The organism is Acinetobacter sp. VT 511, from assembly GCF_001077515.1.
Lineage (GTDB): Bacteria > Pseudomonadota > Gammaproteobacteria > Pseudomonadales > Moraxellaceae > Acinetobacter > Acinetobacter schindleri.
Window position 1 is genome coordinate 129,609 of record NZ_LFRE01000089.1, and the last position, 16,026, is coordinate 145,634.

Here is a 16,026-nt window from a genome sequence, read left to right on the forward strand (position 1 = left end):
AATCCGTCCAGAATGAAGTTGATTAAGGGCTAAATCCAAAGTCTAAACAAGCTATGCCATAGTCGGTGCTACATAGTTATAATGCATGGTTAAAAAACAATTTTAATATTTATATTATTGATAAATATTAAAATTAATTAATATATCTCATAGTCGGGAGTGATTTAATAATCATCATTTATTATGATGGAAAGTAAAAATAGCTTAGAAAAATGGCTGAATGCAGAGGTCTGCAATCAGCCATTTAAAGTTCCTGTAGAGTATGGACTATAAATCCACTGGAGAGTTACCCAACAGGAGCTATGAGTACCCGAATGAACGGCTACTCATTATCGGTAAAAGCAAAATTGCCTTATTGAGCAGATGATGCTTTTGGTGTTTTAGTTGCAGGTTCTGCAGCTGCTTCTGAAGCTGGTTGTTCTGCAGTCGCCGGAGCAGTTGCAGCTTGAGTTTCAGGAAGCTCCTGAGTGCTCACGACCACTTTTTCTTCTTCAGTTGTTGCTTTGCTATCTGTGGTTTTAGTTGCTGCGAAGCTAGTTGCCGCTGCTGCGCTGAGTGTAGTTGCAAGTAGAATTTGAGCATAGTTCATGTTTGGCATCCTTATAGGTTTTATTCACAAGTCATTTATTGCGTTGACCATCACATCAACACAACAGGGATTTATGCTAGGGGCTGAAAATTCGTACCGCAATTGATTTAACAGAAGGTACAGAACAATATATACGTCTGATATACAAAACTCAGAGTTATGTTTTATTTTGGTTAAATTTAACCCCAAAAAATCAATTAAAATGTTTTAAAACATTTCATATTTGGTTAAATTTTAAGCTTGTGTCAGTGGTTGTCTACGCTGAAAATTGGTAAAAACTGACAGAATTGAAGTTTTGAAGAACTTACTAGTTAAGTCAGTAAATTAACTCCCTGTAAGCCAAATGGCATTGTTATAATGTATCAATTTCTTCATTTTCATTGCTATGTGAGCTCGCCTTGAAACTCCTTTCTCCTTCATCTGCAGTGCCCGTGCATATTATTTCCGGTTTTTTAGGGGCAGGAAAAACCACACTACTGAAGCATTTGCTCAGTCAAAAGCCGGAAAATGAAGTCTGGGCAGTATTGATGAATGAGTTTGGTCAGATTGGCGTGGATCAAGCCTTATTACCACAAGATGAAGGCTACGCAGTCAAAGAACTATTGGGTGGCTGTTTATGCTGTAGCAGTCAGTTGCCAATGCAGGTGGCATTGTCCCGATTATTATCTGAATCCAAGCCAGATCGACTGTTTATTGAGCCGACCGGGTTGGGGCATCCAGCGCAGTTATTGGAACAGCTCACAGAACCGCACTGGCAGACTCATCTGAAGATGCAGGCATTAATGACTGTCGTCGATGGTTCGCGTTTGCATGATCAGGCCTGGACGACCCAGAACCTGTATGCCGATCAGCTCAAGGCTGCACATATTGTCATTGTGTCGCATACCGATTTAATGACTGCAGAAGATCAGGAAAGTTTGAAACAGCTACAGCAGGAGTACCAGGCTTATAACCAGGTCTGGTTATTTAGTGCAAATGGCCAGATTGATATTGAACAGCTCAAGCAGGACTATATCGGTTCTGTTCGTCAGATTCAGCCCTTGTTAAAACAGCAGCGTTCCCTTGGTGCAGATGAGGTTGCAGTGAAAATCCAGCAGCTACCTTATCATTATGTGGAATCCGCACAAGGTTATGCAGTGGCTGGCTGGAAGTTGCCAAAACGCTGGCAGTTTGATTTTTATGATCTGCTTGATTTGCTCTGTGAACAGCAGGACTGGCTACGTATCAAAGGGATTTTTAATACCAATCAGGGCTGGAAAAGCTTTAACTTTAATCCGGAGCAGTTTAACTATCAGTCAGCAGAAGAGGGTATTGATAACCGGGTCGAGATTATTTACCAGACTGAACGTGACTGGCTGAATTTTGAAACTGCGCTGATGCAATGCCGGATTGATGCGGAAGCAGGACATTCTGCTAGCTAAATTTTCTGGCATGGCGATAAATCTGTTCAGCAAAATCGATATAAATCTTATATGCTAGGCGCCAAATTTGAGGATTGTGTTATGGCGCTTAAAGCAACGATTTACAAGGCTGACCTGAATATTGCCGATATGGATAACCATCGTTATGAAGACTATCAGTTAACGATGGCATTGCATCCTTCGGAAACCATTGAACGTCTAATGGTGCGTGTTTTGGCTTATGCACGTTTTGCTGGTGAAGCGCTTGAATTTACTAAAGACCTGTTTGAAACTGATGAACCTGCTCTCTGGGAGAAAGACCTGACCGGTCAATTGATACAGTGGATCGAAGTCGGCTTGCCCGATGAAGATAAGGTCAAAAAGGCAAGTGCCCGTTGCAAGAAAGTTGCAGTCGTGGCTTATGGTACTTCTGTCGATGAATGGTACAAGCGCAGTTCTAAACTGAAGACCCTATCCAATGTGGAAGTTTGGAAGCTGTCTCCGGCCAGTACCGAAGCGGTACAACAACTGTGTGAACGCACTATGCAGTTGCAGCTAAACATCATGGATAGTGAATGGACTTTGATTGGCGATCAGGCACAGGCTGTAATTGAGTGGGAACAGTTACAATAACAACTCACAAGGATGCAAGTTTCGACTTGTATCCTCGCCCCAATATTTCGTATATCTGGAGAGAATAATAAGTTCCAGGGACGAAGCATGTATCATGAACTTTATGATTTGCTGTTAGCAGTCGTGATTGGTGCAGTTATTGGGGCAGAACGGGAATATCACAGTAAGTCTGCCGGACTGCGCACCATGATCATGGTCAGTCTGAGTTCCTGTCTATTTACTATTATTTCCTTAAAAATCGGCGTCGCCAACCCCGACCGTCTGGCAGCCAATGTCTTAACTGGCCTGGGTTTTCTGGGAGCCGGAGTGATTTTAAAAGATGATAACCGGATTTCTGGTATTACCACTGCAACCACAATCTGGATGACAGCTGCACTGGGCATGGCAGTCGGTGCGGGCTATGAACTGTTAAGTGTCTGGGCAACGGTGATCGTGCTGATCGTACTGGTTCTACTGGTCTACGTGCAACGTGGGATTGAGCATCTGAATCAAGAACGTAACTACGAAATTGTCTGTCCTTTTGAGCAGCATGAGCCGGATCATTATGAAAAACTGTTTAAACAATACAAATTAAAAGTCATTCATTCCAGCCAGCAAAAAATCGACCGACGGATCACAGGCCGCTGGATCCTGATGGGTTCGGCTAAAAATCACCAGAAATTAACCCAGTATTTATTACAGGATAAGAAGATTCAGGAACTCAGCTTTTGATCCATTGCAGTTAAAGTCTGAGGAATTTGGCTCAATCGTGTTTATACTAGGGCTATTTGCAAAATGAAGGATATTGGCGATGACCAAAGAACTAGAAATTATTGACCTGGTGGTGGGTGAAGGTAAAGAAGCGGTAAAAGGTGCACTGATTACAACGCATTACACTGGCTGGCTGGAAGATGGAACCAAGTTTGATTCATCGCTGGATCGTGGCAACTATTTTGAGACGGTCATCGGCACTGGTCGTGTGATTAAAGGCTGGGATCAAGGCATCATCGGCATGAAAGTAGGGGGCAAACGTAAGCTGATCGTACCTGCTCATCTGGCTTACGGTGAACGTAAAATGGGGAACATTATCCCGGCAAATTCCAACCTGATTTTTGAAATCGAACTGTATGACGTTAAAACACGTGACTGATATTATGTGACTTTCTGAACAGTACAATATGTCAGGAATTCAGCAGCAGGATAGCTCGTCGGTTATCCTGCTTTTTTATATGAAAAATCATTGGCAATATCCAACATTCCACGTACATTAGAATTAATAACAGTAGCTACAGGATGGCCTTTTTGCTCAGGTTTAGGGGGATTATGCTGATATTGGCATCGTGGTTGATGCTGATATTTTTGATGGGGACTACACGGATCGTGTGGGCTCAATATGATGCTGCTCCAGAATCTTATTTCCTAGCTCATCAGAATGAGGTCACCGAACTAAAATTTGATGAAGATAGTACCACCTTGTTGCAAGGCAAATGGCAGTTCTATCCACGTCAGTTCATTGAGCAACCAGATCCTGAACTCGAATCACAAGTAGTTGAACTTCCAGCTTCATTCAAGAGTCTCACCGGAACCAATGCTACTTATGGCACTTTTATTAGCCATTTTAAAATTCCCAAAAAATTTATCGGACAACGTTTAGCGATTCAGATTCCGAGTCAGTATGGTGCTTATAGCATTTATTTAAATGGGGATATCTTGCTGCGTCTTGGTGAAATCAGTAAAACCCCGACCGGGCAGGTGACTGAAAAAGCACCTAAGATTGCATCTTTTGTGCCACAGAATGAATATTTCACCTTAAGTATTCAGGTTTCCAACTATACTAATTTGCATGGCGGACTAGAAAAGCCGCTGAAAATTGGCCCCTCTGCGACCATTAACCGACAGTTTATGTTGCAAATGATGAGTATCGCCGTGGTCTGTGGCACAGTGCTGGGTGTAGGACTATTTACTATTTTATTTTCCCTGTTTCGCGGATCTGTGGAGCGAAACAGCCGCAGTGTATTTATTTTTGGCTTATTTATTATTTTTTTGGCACTGCATAATCTGTTTTCTGCGCCGCATCCATACGCCATTGTTAGTAAAATCAGTTGGTTATGGGGCGCTCGTCTAGAATATCTGTTTACTTTTCTGGCAATCTTATTCTTCCTGAGCTACATGTACCTGTTTAAGCCGCGTTACATCCGACGTTCAATTTATTACGTAGGTGCGGGATTACTGATTTTTAATATCGCAGTAACATTGTTCAGCACACCGGAAGTTTTTGAGCGTCTGGCTTTGTATAGTGTTATCTATGGTCTGGTGATACTGGGTAATTTTATTTACGGGTTTTATGTGACACTTTCTCAAGGGGATGAATATTCGTCCACTAACCTGTTTGCCATCATCTTTCTGTGTGTGACTTTTCTTAATGATTATCTGGTATTACTGAATGTAATTGAGAGCGTACATCTGTCATTTATTTCGACCAGTCTGTATGCCTTGATCATTATGTTTCAACAATCTCGTAATTATGCCCATCAAACCTACTATACCGAGCGACTGAATAATAAATTAATGGTCTTGAACAGTTCACTGGATCAGAAGGTTCGAGAAAGAACAGCACAGCTACATGAACTGAATACCAAACTGCAATATCAGATTAATGTCGATGCATTGACTGGCGCCTATAACCGGCGTGCCTTAAATGAAGAAATCCAGCGCCTGTTTAATCAGACCATTCAACATCCTGAACAGACCTTGTCCTTTGCCATGATCGATGTGGACTACTTTAAAAAATACAATGATTACTATGGTCACTTAAAAGGTGATGAAGTATTACAACGGCTGGTTCAAGTGATTCAGCAGGTTCTACCTAAACAGGGGTATCTAGCGCGTTACGGAGGGGAAGAATTCGCAATCCTGTTACATGATATGCCGATTGCTGAAGCCCAAGAAATTCTTGAAATTGTCCTGCTTGCAGTGCGGGCAGAGCAGTTAGCGCATGATAACCGCGGGGATGATAAAGATTATGTTACTGTAAGTATAGGGGTTGCCTATATGGATGCTCATCATCCTTATGCAGATATTCATACACTAATGAAAACAGCAGACCAGCATCTGTATGAAGCCAAACTTGCAGGTAGAGACCAAATCAAAAGCAAGGCTGTTGCAGCCTGATCAGAACTGAGGATAGGTGCTGGAAGATAAAGCTTTGAACAGGTGCAACGCAGGTTCATCCTGCATGTGGGGAGAAGTATTCTTAAAACCAAGTTTAGTATAGTAGGGCAATGCAGTTCGTGTAGTTTCAATTTCGAGACGGTCAATTTTTTTAGGCGTCATAAAATCCAGCATGTAATAAAATAACTGTGTTCCATATCCCATGCGCTGCATACCGCTACTTACATAATGCATGCGGATTTCTCCCTGATCACTCACCATCAGAAAACCGACCACTCTGTCATGTACGGTATACACCCAGCAATCGTTATATAGCATTTCCACAATCAGGGTGGAATGGGTAAATGCTTCAAGCCAGGTTTGTATACGGGTTTCCTCACGTTGATGATCCATGACACAGGAGCGAATACTATCATGAACAACATGTACAATTTGAGGAATATCCTGAACCTTTCCTTCACGAATCATAAGGCAAATTTAACTAAACTAAATAATAACGAGTGTTTCATTTAGCAGCATCTAGAGTATGAATGAAAGTCTGAGATTGTTATATTTTTATGGAATTTTCCGGCAAAAAAACTCTTTATACAGTGTTTCTGTGGCGCATTTGTGTGGCTTGTTTAAATTGTTAGACAGCGTGTATTGATTTTTATTCGCATTTCCATTAAAGCTAAATTCTTTAGTCAGTATAAAAAATATTTTAGAAGTATTTAAAGAAATCATACTGTAGTGGGAAATATAAAGTTTTCGAAATATTTTGAAATGACTAAAGTTGGGTATTTTTCAATCAATATGTTATGGTTTGTAAATGAACTGTAATTGAGTAGATCTGTAGTTACAGATTGAAGATAAGAAAAATGAATAAGAGGCTTAGCCTATGGTCAAAGTAATGCTTATTATCTGTAGTGTTTTGGTGATGTATGTTGCCTGGATAATCGCCTTCAAAATCTATAAAGCCCGCTATCATGGTCAGCGCTTAAAGCCTGAAGCAGTGCCGCCATCTTCCCAAGATCAAACGTCTATTTCTACTGCACAAAAGCCACATGAACTGGCTATGACGGTAGATGCTTATGAGCTAGAACTGTTCGATGATATCGCTAAAATGTTATTCAAGCAGCCCGCGATTATTACCGAGCGTACTCATGCTGAAGGTTTGCAGCAGAAATGGTTGAATCGAATGCCGTTGCAGACCAATAGTGTGATCCGAAAAATGGACTTGGGAGAGTGGTCTATTTACTGGAATTTTTACGGTCAATCCATCGAGTATTATGTGGGACGTTATGGAGTTTTCTATACGCATGTGGACCGGCATGGAGAAGAACATCGATATGAACATCGTTTCGAGTCAGACCATGCACATTGTGCCTAATAAAGTTTTGAATGAATACGGATAACTGTTCAGGTTGATGTAATCTGTTTGGTCTATAACTTTCTTAACTATTAATAGCCCTCATTCTTGTTTTCTGTCTATTGATGAAGCAGTGCATATATTCTATAGGATCGAGGTCCTCAGCTATATGTCACTGTGCAAATATCCCTATCTGTTATTCGCAAGCAGTCAGCATGCTAAAATCTGCTTTTGTCAGGAGCACGACAATGCTGATTGACTTCCGGCAGGCCCAACTGAGTCTTTTTACCGAATTGGCACGGAAAATTCAGGCACAGCCGCAGCAGTATCTCCAGTTTGATTCGGTATCAGATTTTTATAAGGTCATTTGGCTGAATGATTTTCCGAAAGGTACGACTTGGTATACCTCTGGGCTGGATGATGGTGCAGATGAGTTTGAAGCTGTCATTTGCTATTCTGGAGCCAAGCTGATCATCAGTAGTGGCGTGAAAACTCAAGTGTGGTTAAAGGTGGATGATTGACTTATGTGCCTTAATTTACCTAAACACTGCATAATGACTCTGGATCAGAAATTCAATTTAATACTGTCGATATACAGCAAAGTTATCTGATCCTGAATTTGGCTTTATAATAAGCTTCCCCAATACAAGCCACATCCACAATTTAAAAAATAAAAAGGAAAACCACATGGCACATCAATTTACTGTAAAGGCAAACATCAATGGTATTTCTATTGATGAATTCAAGCGTCTGGTCAGTGATATCAGCATGCACGAAGCGGTCTGTCGTCGTATTCCGGCGCAGAACATGGAGATTCTGGTTTCTGAGAAACAGGGTGAAATTTATACCTTGAAACGTGCATATAACTTGGACGTGAATATTCCAGATATCGCAAAAAAACTGTTACGTGATGCTTTTCGTCTGCAACGTACCGACATCAGTAATCTGGAACATTTAACTTCTACAGTGGAGCTTGGTGCGAACCTGCCAATCGAAGCGACTTGCCAACGTGCAGTAAAAGGTGACGAACGCCAGATTGAGTTTCAACTGGACTGGACCGTAAAAGTAAAGGTGCCCTTGGTCGGCGGCATGCTGGAAAAACATGCGGAAGGCGAAATCCGCAAATTTAGCCAGATTGAAATCAGCATCATTGAAGATGAAATCCGTAAAAGCCTGACTGCCTAAATGGCAAAAAGGTCAAACAAAGAGCCCATATTAGGGCTCTTTTTTATCACAATATTTTATTGATCAGATTGCTGATTTTTCAAATTTACTTCTATAAATCAGGGCAGTGAACAGGGTCACCAGACATACAGTCCAGACATAGTACATTGCACCAATATTGCTATACAGGCTAAGCCATTGTACGAGTGGCAAGGTAATTCCGCCGGCAATAGCATAGGCCAGATTGTAAGAGAAAGAAATCCCGGTAAAGCGGATCTGTGCCGGGAACATTTTTACCATGCTGTAAGACACCATCCCGACTGTACCGGAGCTTAAACCTAACAACATATACAGCATGAACACGGTTGACGGTGCAACATGGCCTAGGCTGTTATAGAAAATGCCCGCCATAGCCGCAACTAGAAGGGAACCAAGCAGAATGACACGCCCAGCACCAAAACGATCGGCCAATACACCTGCCAGCACACAGCCTACCATTTGCATCACAATCGCCGCACTTTGCATTTTGAAAGCATCGGCACGTTCAAAACCAAAAGCACCGACCAACAGGTTTGGCATCGCCAGAATCAGCACCACTACACAGCCCGTCAAGAACCAGGTAAAAAGCATTCCAATCACGACACCGGTTTTATGCTTTGCCAGAACCTGTTTCACCGGCAATTCTTTTGCCAGTTCTTTTTTGGCCTGCATGGCTTTAAATACCGGTGTTTCTTTCAGGTAACTTCGCAGGTACAACGCTACAAAACCAAAAATACCACCGAGGATAAAGGGAATACGCCATGCCCAGTCTTTAATTTCTGCTTCAGAGAACTGTAAGGAAATAAAGAGTGACATCAAGGCTCCCAGCAGAATCCCGAGTGACAGGCCTGCGGTAAGCACACCATTGGCAATCCCGATACGGCGTTCAGGGACATGTTCAGAAACAAAAGTCCAGGCAGCAGGAATTTCACCACCAATGGCAATTCCTTGTAGCACACGCATTAACAGCAACAGAATTGGCGCTGCATAACCAATGCTTTCAAAGGTCGGCATGATCCCGATCATCAGGGTAGGTAGTGCCATTAACAGAATTGACAGGCTAAACAGTCGTTTACGTCCAATTAGATCACCAAAATGTGCCATCACTACACCACCCAATGGACGGAAGAAATAACCCGCAGCAAAAATGCCGTAGGTATTCAACATGGCCCAGAAAGGACTGAGTGTGCTGGGGAAGAACAGCTCTGAAATGAGCTTGGCATAAAATACATAGATGACAAAATCATAAAACTCGAGCGCGCCGCCCAGTGATGAAAGTCCAAGAGTGCGTTTATCTGCTTGTGACAGGCGCGGAGGTGCATCCATGCTGAAATCCTTAATCCATTACTGAGTATTTGTTTGATTTTAAAAGAAACATTTTTTATTGAATAATCAATCTTTCTTTGCTAAAAATAAACTAAAAGTTATAAAAAAAGATATTTATAAAATGCTTTGGAATAATAAAAGTTGAAATTGAGTAAAGAACTGAACTAAAAAATAGAGATGACTGATTTTTTAGTTCGTATTGATGTTCTTTCCTGATCAGGCTATTCGTTTAAAAAGTTTTCAGTGATACAGATTACAAAAAAATCTGCTTTGGAACGCGCTAAAACTGGCTTATAAAGAGTAGAGGCACTGCCTTAAATGAAGAGAGATTTGACATGACTGTGTTAACCGTGGCCAGGCAAGGTGAGGCAATTTTAGGACTCGTTGCAACTGCTGTGGCAGATTCGGAATTCGGCAGTGAGTGGCTGTATCAGCTCAATAAAGCCATGATGGATACCATGCTTGACCGTCAGGGGGTAGGTATTGCTGCCCCGCAAGTGTATATTTCCAAGCGGATCATTATTGTCGCTTCACGTCCAAACCTGCGTTATCCCGATGCACCGTATATGGAAGCAGTGACAATGCTCAATCCGGAAATTGTGCATGTTTCTGAAGCACAAGTTCTGGGCGAAGAAGGCTGTTTAAGTGTGCCGGATCAAAGAGGCAAAGTTGCTCGGGCACAAGATATCCGGGTGCGTTATTACACTATGGAAGGTGTGCAGGTTGATGCTGAATTTAGTGGCTTTGCTGCACGGATTGTGCAGCATGAAATCGATCATCTGAATGGAATATTATTCACTGAGCGACTTTGAATCTAAGACTTAAGGCTTTTTAATGGCAGTGCCATAAGCAAAGACTTCCACCATTCCACCTTGCATGCCCAGTTCCGTAGTACTCAAGCGTAATCCCATAATCTGAGTAGCACCGATTTTCTCAGCTTCACGCTTCAGGCGAACAACAGCTTCCCGGCGTGCACGTTCCACAATACTTTCATAGCTGACCAGACGTCCACCCAAAATGTTCTGAATATTGGCAATCACATATTTAAAATAATCATGGGAAATCACTACATTGGAGCTAATCAGCTGACCTTCAAATTCTGAAGTTGTAAAACGGTGAGTATCCAGCACAATATGAGCAAGCCGTACTTCCTGTTCCGCCAGCTCTTTTAGATGTTTTCGTTCATAATAACGACCAAAGCCAAAACCTACCGAAAACAGCAGGGCAAAAACGACAAACTGAAAAATCAGGTTATCCATAGCTTAACCTGCTGACGGGAAGGGATCTGGAAGCTTTGGAACATTCGGCTCCACTACCACCGCTGTACCATATACAAACAGTTCAGATGCACCCTGGGCGATGTTAGACGTTGAGAAACGAATGCCGACAATTGCATTGGCACCCATCTGACGAGCTTTTTCAATCATCCGGTTCATCGCTTCTTGGCGCGATTCTTCCAGAAGTTCGGTATAGGCAGTCAGCTCACCGCCAACAATATTTTTCAAACCTGCAAGCAAATCACGGCCAACGTGTTTACTACGTACCGTACTGCCATAGACCACATCGATTTGACGGCTAATAACATGTCCCGGGACGGATTCCAGATTACTGAGTAGCATAAGGGATAGAGAACCTGATTCTGTTCCTTTGAAGATAAGAAACTCCACGATAAAAAGCAATAAAAAAGCCCACCGAAGTGAGCTTTTTCAATAAGATCGAAAACCGAGACTTACTGCTGATTTGCCTGTTTACGTTCAGCTGTAGATGGCGGGTATTGAATTGTATCTGAGGTATTGGTTTTTAAACCACCACCCAGAGATTTGTACAATTCTACCTGGTTGTTCAGATTCGCCTGTTCCAGCAATAACAAGCCTTGTTCGGCTGCATACGAAGTACGCTGTGCATCTAAGACAGTTAAATAGCTGTCAATCCCAGCACGGAAGCGGGCGTTGGACAGACGATACGTCGTATTAGTTGCATCCACTAGACGACGTTGTGCAGCTAAACGGTCGCCAATGTTCTGACGCACTGCTAGTGCATCGTTGACTTCACGGAAAGCAGATTGAATCGATCTTTCATAATCAGACAGCGCGATTTGCTGGTCTGTTTCTGAAATTCTGATATTTGCTCTACGTGTACCCCAATCAAAGATCGGAATATCCAGACTAGGACCCAGCGACCAGACGAAACTTCCTGATTTAAACAGATCGCTTAAGTCAGCTGAAGCATAACCCGCTGAACCGGTCAGACTGATGGTAGGGAATAAACGGGCACGTGCAGCAGCAATATTGGCACCTGCAGCAGACAGTTGATATTCTGCAGTACGGATGTCTGGGCGGTTCACCAGCAGATCACTTGGAAGACCTGAACCCAAAGCGGATGCTGTGGTAATCCGGGTCACTCGATCAGCTGGCAGTAAATTCGCTGGTACAGACTGGCCGACAAGTAGATTTAGCAGGTTTTGTGCCTGTGCTACCTGAGTCTTGTAGTTCGCTACATCATTACGTGCAGTTTCTACAGAAATCTGTGCCTGACGAACAGGAACTTCACTGTCGATGCCCACATCGAAACGTTTCTTGTTGAGGTTAAAAGACTCAAGCTGGGTTTGCAGGGTTTGATTGGCAAGCCTCAAGTTAGCATTGGCAAATGAATAATTTAACCATGCCTGTGCTACCTGACTGATCAGCGAGATTTGTGTTGCATCACGCGCACTCGCAGTGGCCAGATAAGTATCTAAAGCATTGTCTTTCAAACTGCGTACACGCCCCCAAAAGTCAAGTTCGTAGGCAGTCACACCTAGACCAACATTATAGGTTGTCGTTGCACCACGGCTTTGTGTACTCATGGTGTCCTGACGCAATACACTGCCACTGGCACCAATCGTTGGAAGCTGATTATTTTCAGTGATCTGGTACGCTTGCTGCGCACGCTGAATATTCAGCGCTGCAGTACGTAAATCGCGGTTATTGTTTAAAGCTAAATCAATAACTTGAACCAAGCGTTGATCAGCAAAAAAATCTTTATAACCTTGCTCAGCAACGGAAGTGCCTGAGGCAGAACCGATATAGCTTTGCGGAATGTCGGCTTGTGCCACGGGCTCTGGGCCACGCATGCTTTGACAAGCTGTCAAAGCAAGCGCAAGTGCAGAAACCGCAATGCCACGACCTGAAACAGACCATACTTTATGCATCACGAGGTTTGCTCCTGTTTATTTTGTTGTTTTGGTTTGTACTTGAACACCGTCCGGATCCAGACATAGAAGACTGGAATAAAGAAGATACCCAACAGTGTTGAACTGATTACACCACCGAGTACACCATAACCGACAGAGTGCTGGCTACCGGCACCGGCACCTGAAGCAAGTGCTAGTGGAAGTACACCAAAACCGAAGGCAAGGGTGGTCATGATAATTGGACGTAAACGCATTTTTGCTGCATGCAGGGTCGCATCAAACAACTCTTCGCCCTGTTCCTGAAGCTCTTTGGCGAATTCCACAATCAAGATTGCGTTTTTCGCAGAAAGACCAATTACGGCAATAATCGCTACCTGGAAGTAGATGTTATTCGACAGGTTCGGGTCTTTAAACAGAATCATACCGCCAAAGGTCAATAGTAATGCACCCACGATGCCTAATGGTACAACCAGAAGAACCGAGAATGGAATTGACCAGCTTTCATACAATGCAGCCAGACACAGGAACACGATCAACAGTGAAAGCGCGTACAAGAATGGTGCCTGTGCGCCAGACTCACGTTCTTCCAGAGACAGACCAGTCCATTCATAGTCGAAACCTTGCATGCCCATTTCAGGAAGCTTGGCAATGATTTCTTCCATCGCACGCATTGCATCACCTGAGCTCACGCCCGGTGCCGGTGTACCCTGAATGTTCATCGCAGATACACCATTATAGCGTTCCAGACGAGGCGAACCATAAGTCCATTCACCCGTTGCGAATGCCGAGAACGGAACCATTTCGCCACGGTTGTTACGAACATACCACTGGTTCAGGTCTTCCGGCATCATACGAGAGCTGGCTTCACCCTGAACGTACACTTTTTTCACACGACCACGGTCAAGGAAGTCGTTGATGTACGAACCACCCCACGCCATGCTCATGGTGCTGTTAATTTCAGCAACACTGACACCGAGTGCACCGGCTTGTGCATGATCGACAATGACACGGTACTGTGGAGTATCTTCCTGACCATTTGGACGCACACCAGCGAGACGCGAGTCTTGTGCTGCCAGCCCCAGAATCGTATTACGTGCTGCCAGAAGTTGCTCATGACTTTGACCACTTGCAGCTTTGAGCTGTAAGTTAAAGCCAGCCGATACACCAAGTTCAGGCATCGCAGGAAGCTGCAATGGCATGATATAAGATGCATCTTTGACAATCATGTTCAACGCCATACCACGTTGAATAATGGCACCGACTTGAGCTTCCGGACTGTTACGCTCTGACCAGTCTTTCAGTTTAATAAACGCTAGGCCTGCGTTTTGACCCACACCGGTAAAGGAGAAACCTGCCACACTAAACACGGACTCGACATGCTCTTTCTCGTTTTCCAAGAAATAATTCGTCATGGTGTTAACCACGTTGTCAGTACGTTCCAGTGTTGCATTTGGTGGTAACTGAACCAGCGTCATAACGACACCTTGGTCTTCATCCGGTAAGAACGAAGAAGGCAGTTTCTGGAATAACAGCACAATAATACCCAGTACCACGGCATACACCACGCCTGAGAAAATCTTGCTGTGAGTCATACGGTTGACGCCGCCCTGATATTTCACAGAAACCTTGTCAAAACTGCTATTAAACCAGCGGAAGAAACGCGCAAATATACCATTACTTTGCGGCTTGTTCGGATCATGCTGTTTCAGCAGGGTCGCACATAGGGCAGGGGTAAAGGTTAATGCCACTATCAGCGACAAGACCATTGCTGTGACCAGCGTAATCGAGAACTGACGATAAATAACCCCGGTGGTTCCACCGAAGAAAGCCATTGGAACGAATACTGCCGATAGCACCGAGGTAATACCAATCAGTGCACCAGAAATCTGTTTCATCGACTTTTCAGTTGCAGAAACCGGATCCAGATGCTCTTCCACCATGACCCGTTCGACGTTCTCGACCACAACAATCGCGTCATCGACCAGAAGACCAATCGCCAGTACCATGGCAAACATGGTTAGGGTATTAATCGAGAAGCCAAAAACGTTAATCACCGCAAAGGTACCCAATACCACGACTGGAACTGCCATGGTTGGAATAATGGTAGCACGCCAGTTCTGCAGGAACAGGAACATGACCAGGAACACTAGAATAATTGCTTCGATCAGCGTTTTAACTACACTCTTGATCGACAGTTCAATAAATGGCGTGGTGTCAAAAGCCAGTTGGTCGACCATGCCTTGCGGATAGTTCGGACGTAACTGCTCTAAGCGTTCTTCTACTGCTTGGGCTGTATCAAGTGCGTTAGCACCAGTGGCAAGTTTAATTGCCACACCACCAGCCGGTTTACCGTTAAACTTCGAATCAAACTGATAGTTATCTGCACCGAGTTCAACCCGTGCAACATCACCCAGACGGACTTGTGCGCCTGAAGTGGTGTTTTTCAGGAAGATATTGCTGAACTGTTCTGGAGTTTGCAGCAGGCTTTGTGCGGTGACAGTCGCATTCAGAACTTGTCCTTCAACAGCTGGTGCACCACCGAGCTGACCCACAGCGACCTGAGCATTCTGGGTACGAATGGCAGTCGCAATATCACTTGGCGTGACTTGCAGGCTCGCCATTTTGGCTGGATCAAGCCAGATTCGCATAGCATAAGAACCACCAAAGACCTGAACTTCACCCACCCCAGCCACACGGCTTAAAGGTTCAGAAATGTTCGAATTTACATAGTCTTTGATATCATCGGCGGTCATGCTGCCATCAGGTGAATAGAAAGCCAATACCTGCAGGAAGCTGGCGCCTGATTTGGTAACACGCACACCCTGACGCTGTACATCTTCAGGAAGAAGTGCAGTCGCAGACTGTAGTTTGTTCTGAACCTGAACCTGTGCGATATCAGGATCGACACCTTGTTCAAAGTTCAAGGAAATAGACGAAGAACCGTTACCCGCACTGTTAGATGAGATATAACGCAGACCATCCAGACCATTCATTTGCTGCTCGATGATCTGAGTTACAGTATTTTCGACCGTTTCAGCAGATGCACCTGGATAAGTCGCAGAAATCGTAACTGTAGGCGGTGCAATGGTTGGATACTGGGCAATCGGCATTTTGGTCAGGGTCAAAATACCTGCCAGCATGATGACCAGTGCAATCACCCAGGCAAAGATAGGACGATGAATAAAAAATTGAGCCATAAACCTTA

Annotated in this window: 16 protein-coding genes; 9 read left to right on the forward strand and 7 right to left on the reverse strand. The window is 43.8% G+C overall.

All coding sequences use genetic code 11. The annotated features are described in order from the left end of the window. Positions 1 to 352: 352 nt before the first annotated feature. On the reverse strand, positions 353 to 589 hold the full coding sequence (locus ACS72_RS13365; protein ID WP_008307546.1) for a hypothetical protein: 237 nt from the start codon (positions 587 to 589) through the stop codon (positions 353 to 355). 398 nt (positions 590 to 987) lie between these two features. Here ACS72_RS13365 and ACS72_RS13370 point away from each other — a divergent pair, with 398 nt between their 5' ends. The 5 genes from ACS72_RS13370 to ACS72_RS13390 all read left to right on the forward strand — a co-directional run bounded on the left by ACS72_RS13370 (position 988) and on the right by ACS72_RS13390 (position 5,772). Further along, complete coding sequence (locus ACS72_RS13370; RefSeq protein WP_034593104.1) at positions 988 to 2,010, forward strand: GTP-binding protein; 1,023 nt, start codon at positions 988 to 990, stop codon at positions 2,008 to 2,010. A gap of 81 nt (positions 2,011 to 2,091) precedes the next feature. Then, complete coding sequence (locus tag ACS72_RS13375; protein ID WP_004814824.1) at positions 2,092 to 2,622, forward strand: YaeQ family protein; 531 nt, start codon at positions 2,092 to 2,094, stop codon at positions 2,620 to 2,622. A gap of 87 nt (positions 2,623 to 2,709) precedes the next feature. Then, positions 2,710 to 3,333 carry an MgtC/SapB family protein gene (locus ACS72_RS13380; protein ID WP_004814826.1) on the forward strand — a complete coding sequence of 208 codons (624 nt, stop codon included), beginning with the start codon at positions 2,710 to 2,712 and terminating at the stop codon, positions 3,331 to 3,333. A gap of 79 nt (positions 3,334 to 3,412) precedes the next feature. After that, the gene (locus ACS72_RS13385; protein WP_004814829.1) at positions 3,413 to 3,751 is read left to right on the forward strand and encodes an FKBP-type peptidyl-prolyl cis-trans isomerase; all 339 of its coding nucleotides are present in this window, start codon (positions 3,413 to 3,415) and stop codon (positions 3,749 to 3,751) included. A 173-nt stretch (positions 3,752 to 3,924) separates the two neighbouring features. Next, positions 3,925 to 5,772 carry a diguanylate cyclase gene (locus tag ACS72_RS13390; RefSeq protein WP_048882378.1) on the forward strand — a complete coding sequence of 616 codons (1,848 nt, stop codon included), beginning with the start codon at positions 3,925 to 3,927 and terminating at the stop codon, positions 5,770 to 5,772. On the opposite strand, the gene ACS72_RS13395 is transcribed toward ACS72_RS13390, so the two are convergent. After that, positions 5,773 to 6,240, reverse strand: a complete 468-nt coding sequence (locus tag ACS72_RS13395) for a GNAT family N-acetyltransferase (RefSeq protein WP_048882379.1) — start codon at positions 6,238 to 6,240, stop codon at positions 5,773 to 5,775. It lies immediately after the preceding gene. 409 nt (positions 6,241 to 6,649) lie between these two features. Between ACS72_RS13395 and ACS72_RS13400 the strand changes: the two genes are divergently transcribed. The 3 genes from ACS72_RS13400 to ACS72_RS13410 all read left to right on the forward strand — a co-directional run bounded on the left by ACS72_RS13400 (position 6,650) and on the right by ACS72_RS13410 (position 8,305). Next, entirely contained in the window at positions 6,650 to 7,141 is a 492-nt protein-coding gene (locus tag ACS72_RS13400) for a hypothetical protein (protein ID WP_048882380.1), read from the forward strand. 227 nt (positions 7,142 to 7,368) lie between these two features. After that, positions 7,369 to 7,641: a hypothetical protein gene (locus ACS72_RS13405; RefSeq protein WP_048882381.1), complete on the forward strand. Its 273-nt coding sequence runs from the start codon at positions 7,369 to 7,371 to the stop codon at positions 7,639 to 7,641. A 166-nt stretch (positions 7,642 to 7,807) separates the two neighbouring features. Further along, the gene (locus tag ACS72_RS13410) at positions 7,808 to 8,305 is read left to right on the forward strand and encodes a DUF2505 family protein (protein ID WP_048882382.1); all 498 of its coding nucleotides are present in this window, start codon (positions 7,808 to 7,810) and stop codon (positions 8,303 to 8,305) included. A gap of 63 nt (positions 8,306 to 8,368) precedes the next feature. Here the strand turns inward: ACS72_RS13410 and ACS72_RS13415 are convergent, their stop codons facing one another. Beyond that, positions 8,369 to 9,649, reverse strand: coding sequence for an MFS transporter (locus ACS72_RS13415; RefSeq protein WP_048882383.1), 1,281 nt, complete (start codon positions 9,647 to 9,649; stop codon positions 8,369 to 8,371). A 335-nt stretch (positions 9,650 to 9,984) separates the two neighbouring features. Between ACS72_RS13415 and def the strand changes: the two genes are divergently transcribed. Continuing rightward, the gene (def, locus tag ACS72_RS13420; protein WP_048882384.1) at positions 9,985 to 10,461 is read left to right on the forward strand and encodes a peptide deformylase; all 477 of its coding nucleotides are present in this window, start codon (positions 9,985 to 9,987) and stop codon (positions 10,459 to 10,461) included. Positions 10,462 to 10,470: 9 nt separating this feature from the next. Here def and ACS72_RS13425 read toward each other — a convergent pair whose 3' ends face one another. The 4 genes from ACS72_RS13425 to ACS72_RS13440 form a co-directional block, all read right to left on the reverse strand. Next, on the reverse strand, positions 10,471 to 10,908 hold the full coding sequence (locus tag ACS72_RS13425; protein ID WP_005222964.1) for a YbjQ family protein: 438 nt from the start codon (positions 10,906 to 10,908) through the stop codon (positions 10,471 to 10,473). 3 nt (positions 10,909 to 10,911) lie between these two features. Beyond that, on the reverse strand, positions 10,912 to 11,268 hold the full coding sequence (locus ACS72_RS13430; protein WP_048882385.1) for a YbjQ family protein: 357 nt from the start codon (positions 11,266 to 11,268) through the stop codon (positions 10,912 to 10,914). A gap of 110 nt (positions 11,269 to 11,378) precedes the next feature. Continuing rightward, positions 11,379 to 12,839, reverse strand: coding sequence for a multidrug efflux RND transporter AdeIJK outer membrane channel subunit AdeK (gene adeK / locus ACS72_RS13435; RefSeq protein ID WP_048882386.1), 1,461 nt, complete (start codon positions 12,837 to 12,839; stop codon positions 11,379 to 11,381). Next, positions 12,839 to 16,018, reverse strand: a complete 3,180-nt coding sequence (locus ACS72_RS13440) for an efflux RND transporter permease subunit (RefSeq protein ID WP_048882387.1) — start codon at positions 16,016 to 16,018, stop codon at positions 12,839 to 12,841. Before ACS72_RS13440 ends, adeK begins: the two co-directional genes overlap by 1 nt. Positions 16,019 to 16,026 lie beyond the last annotated feature (8 nt).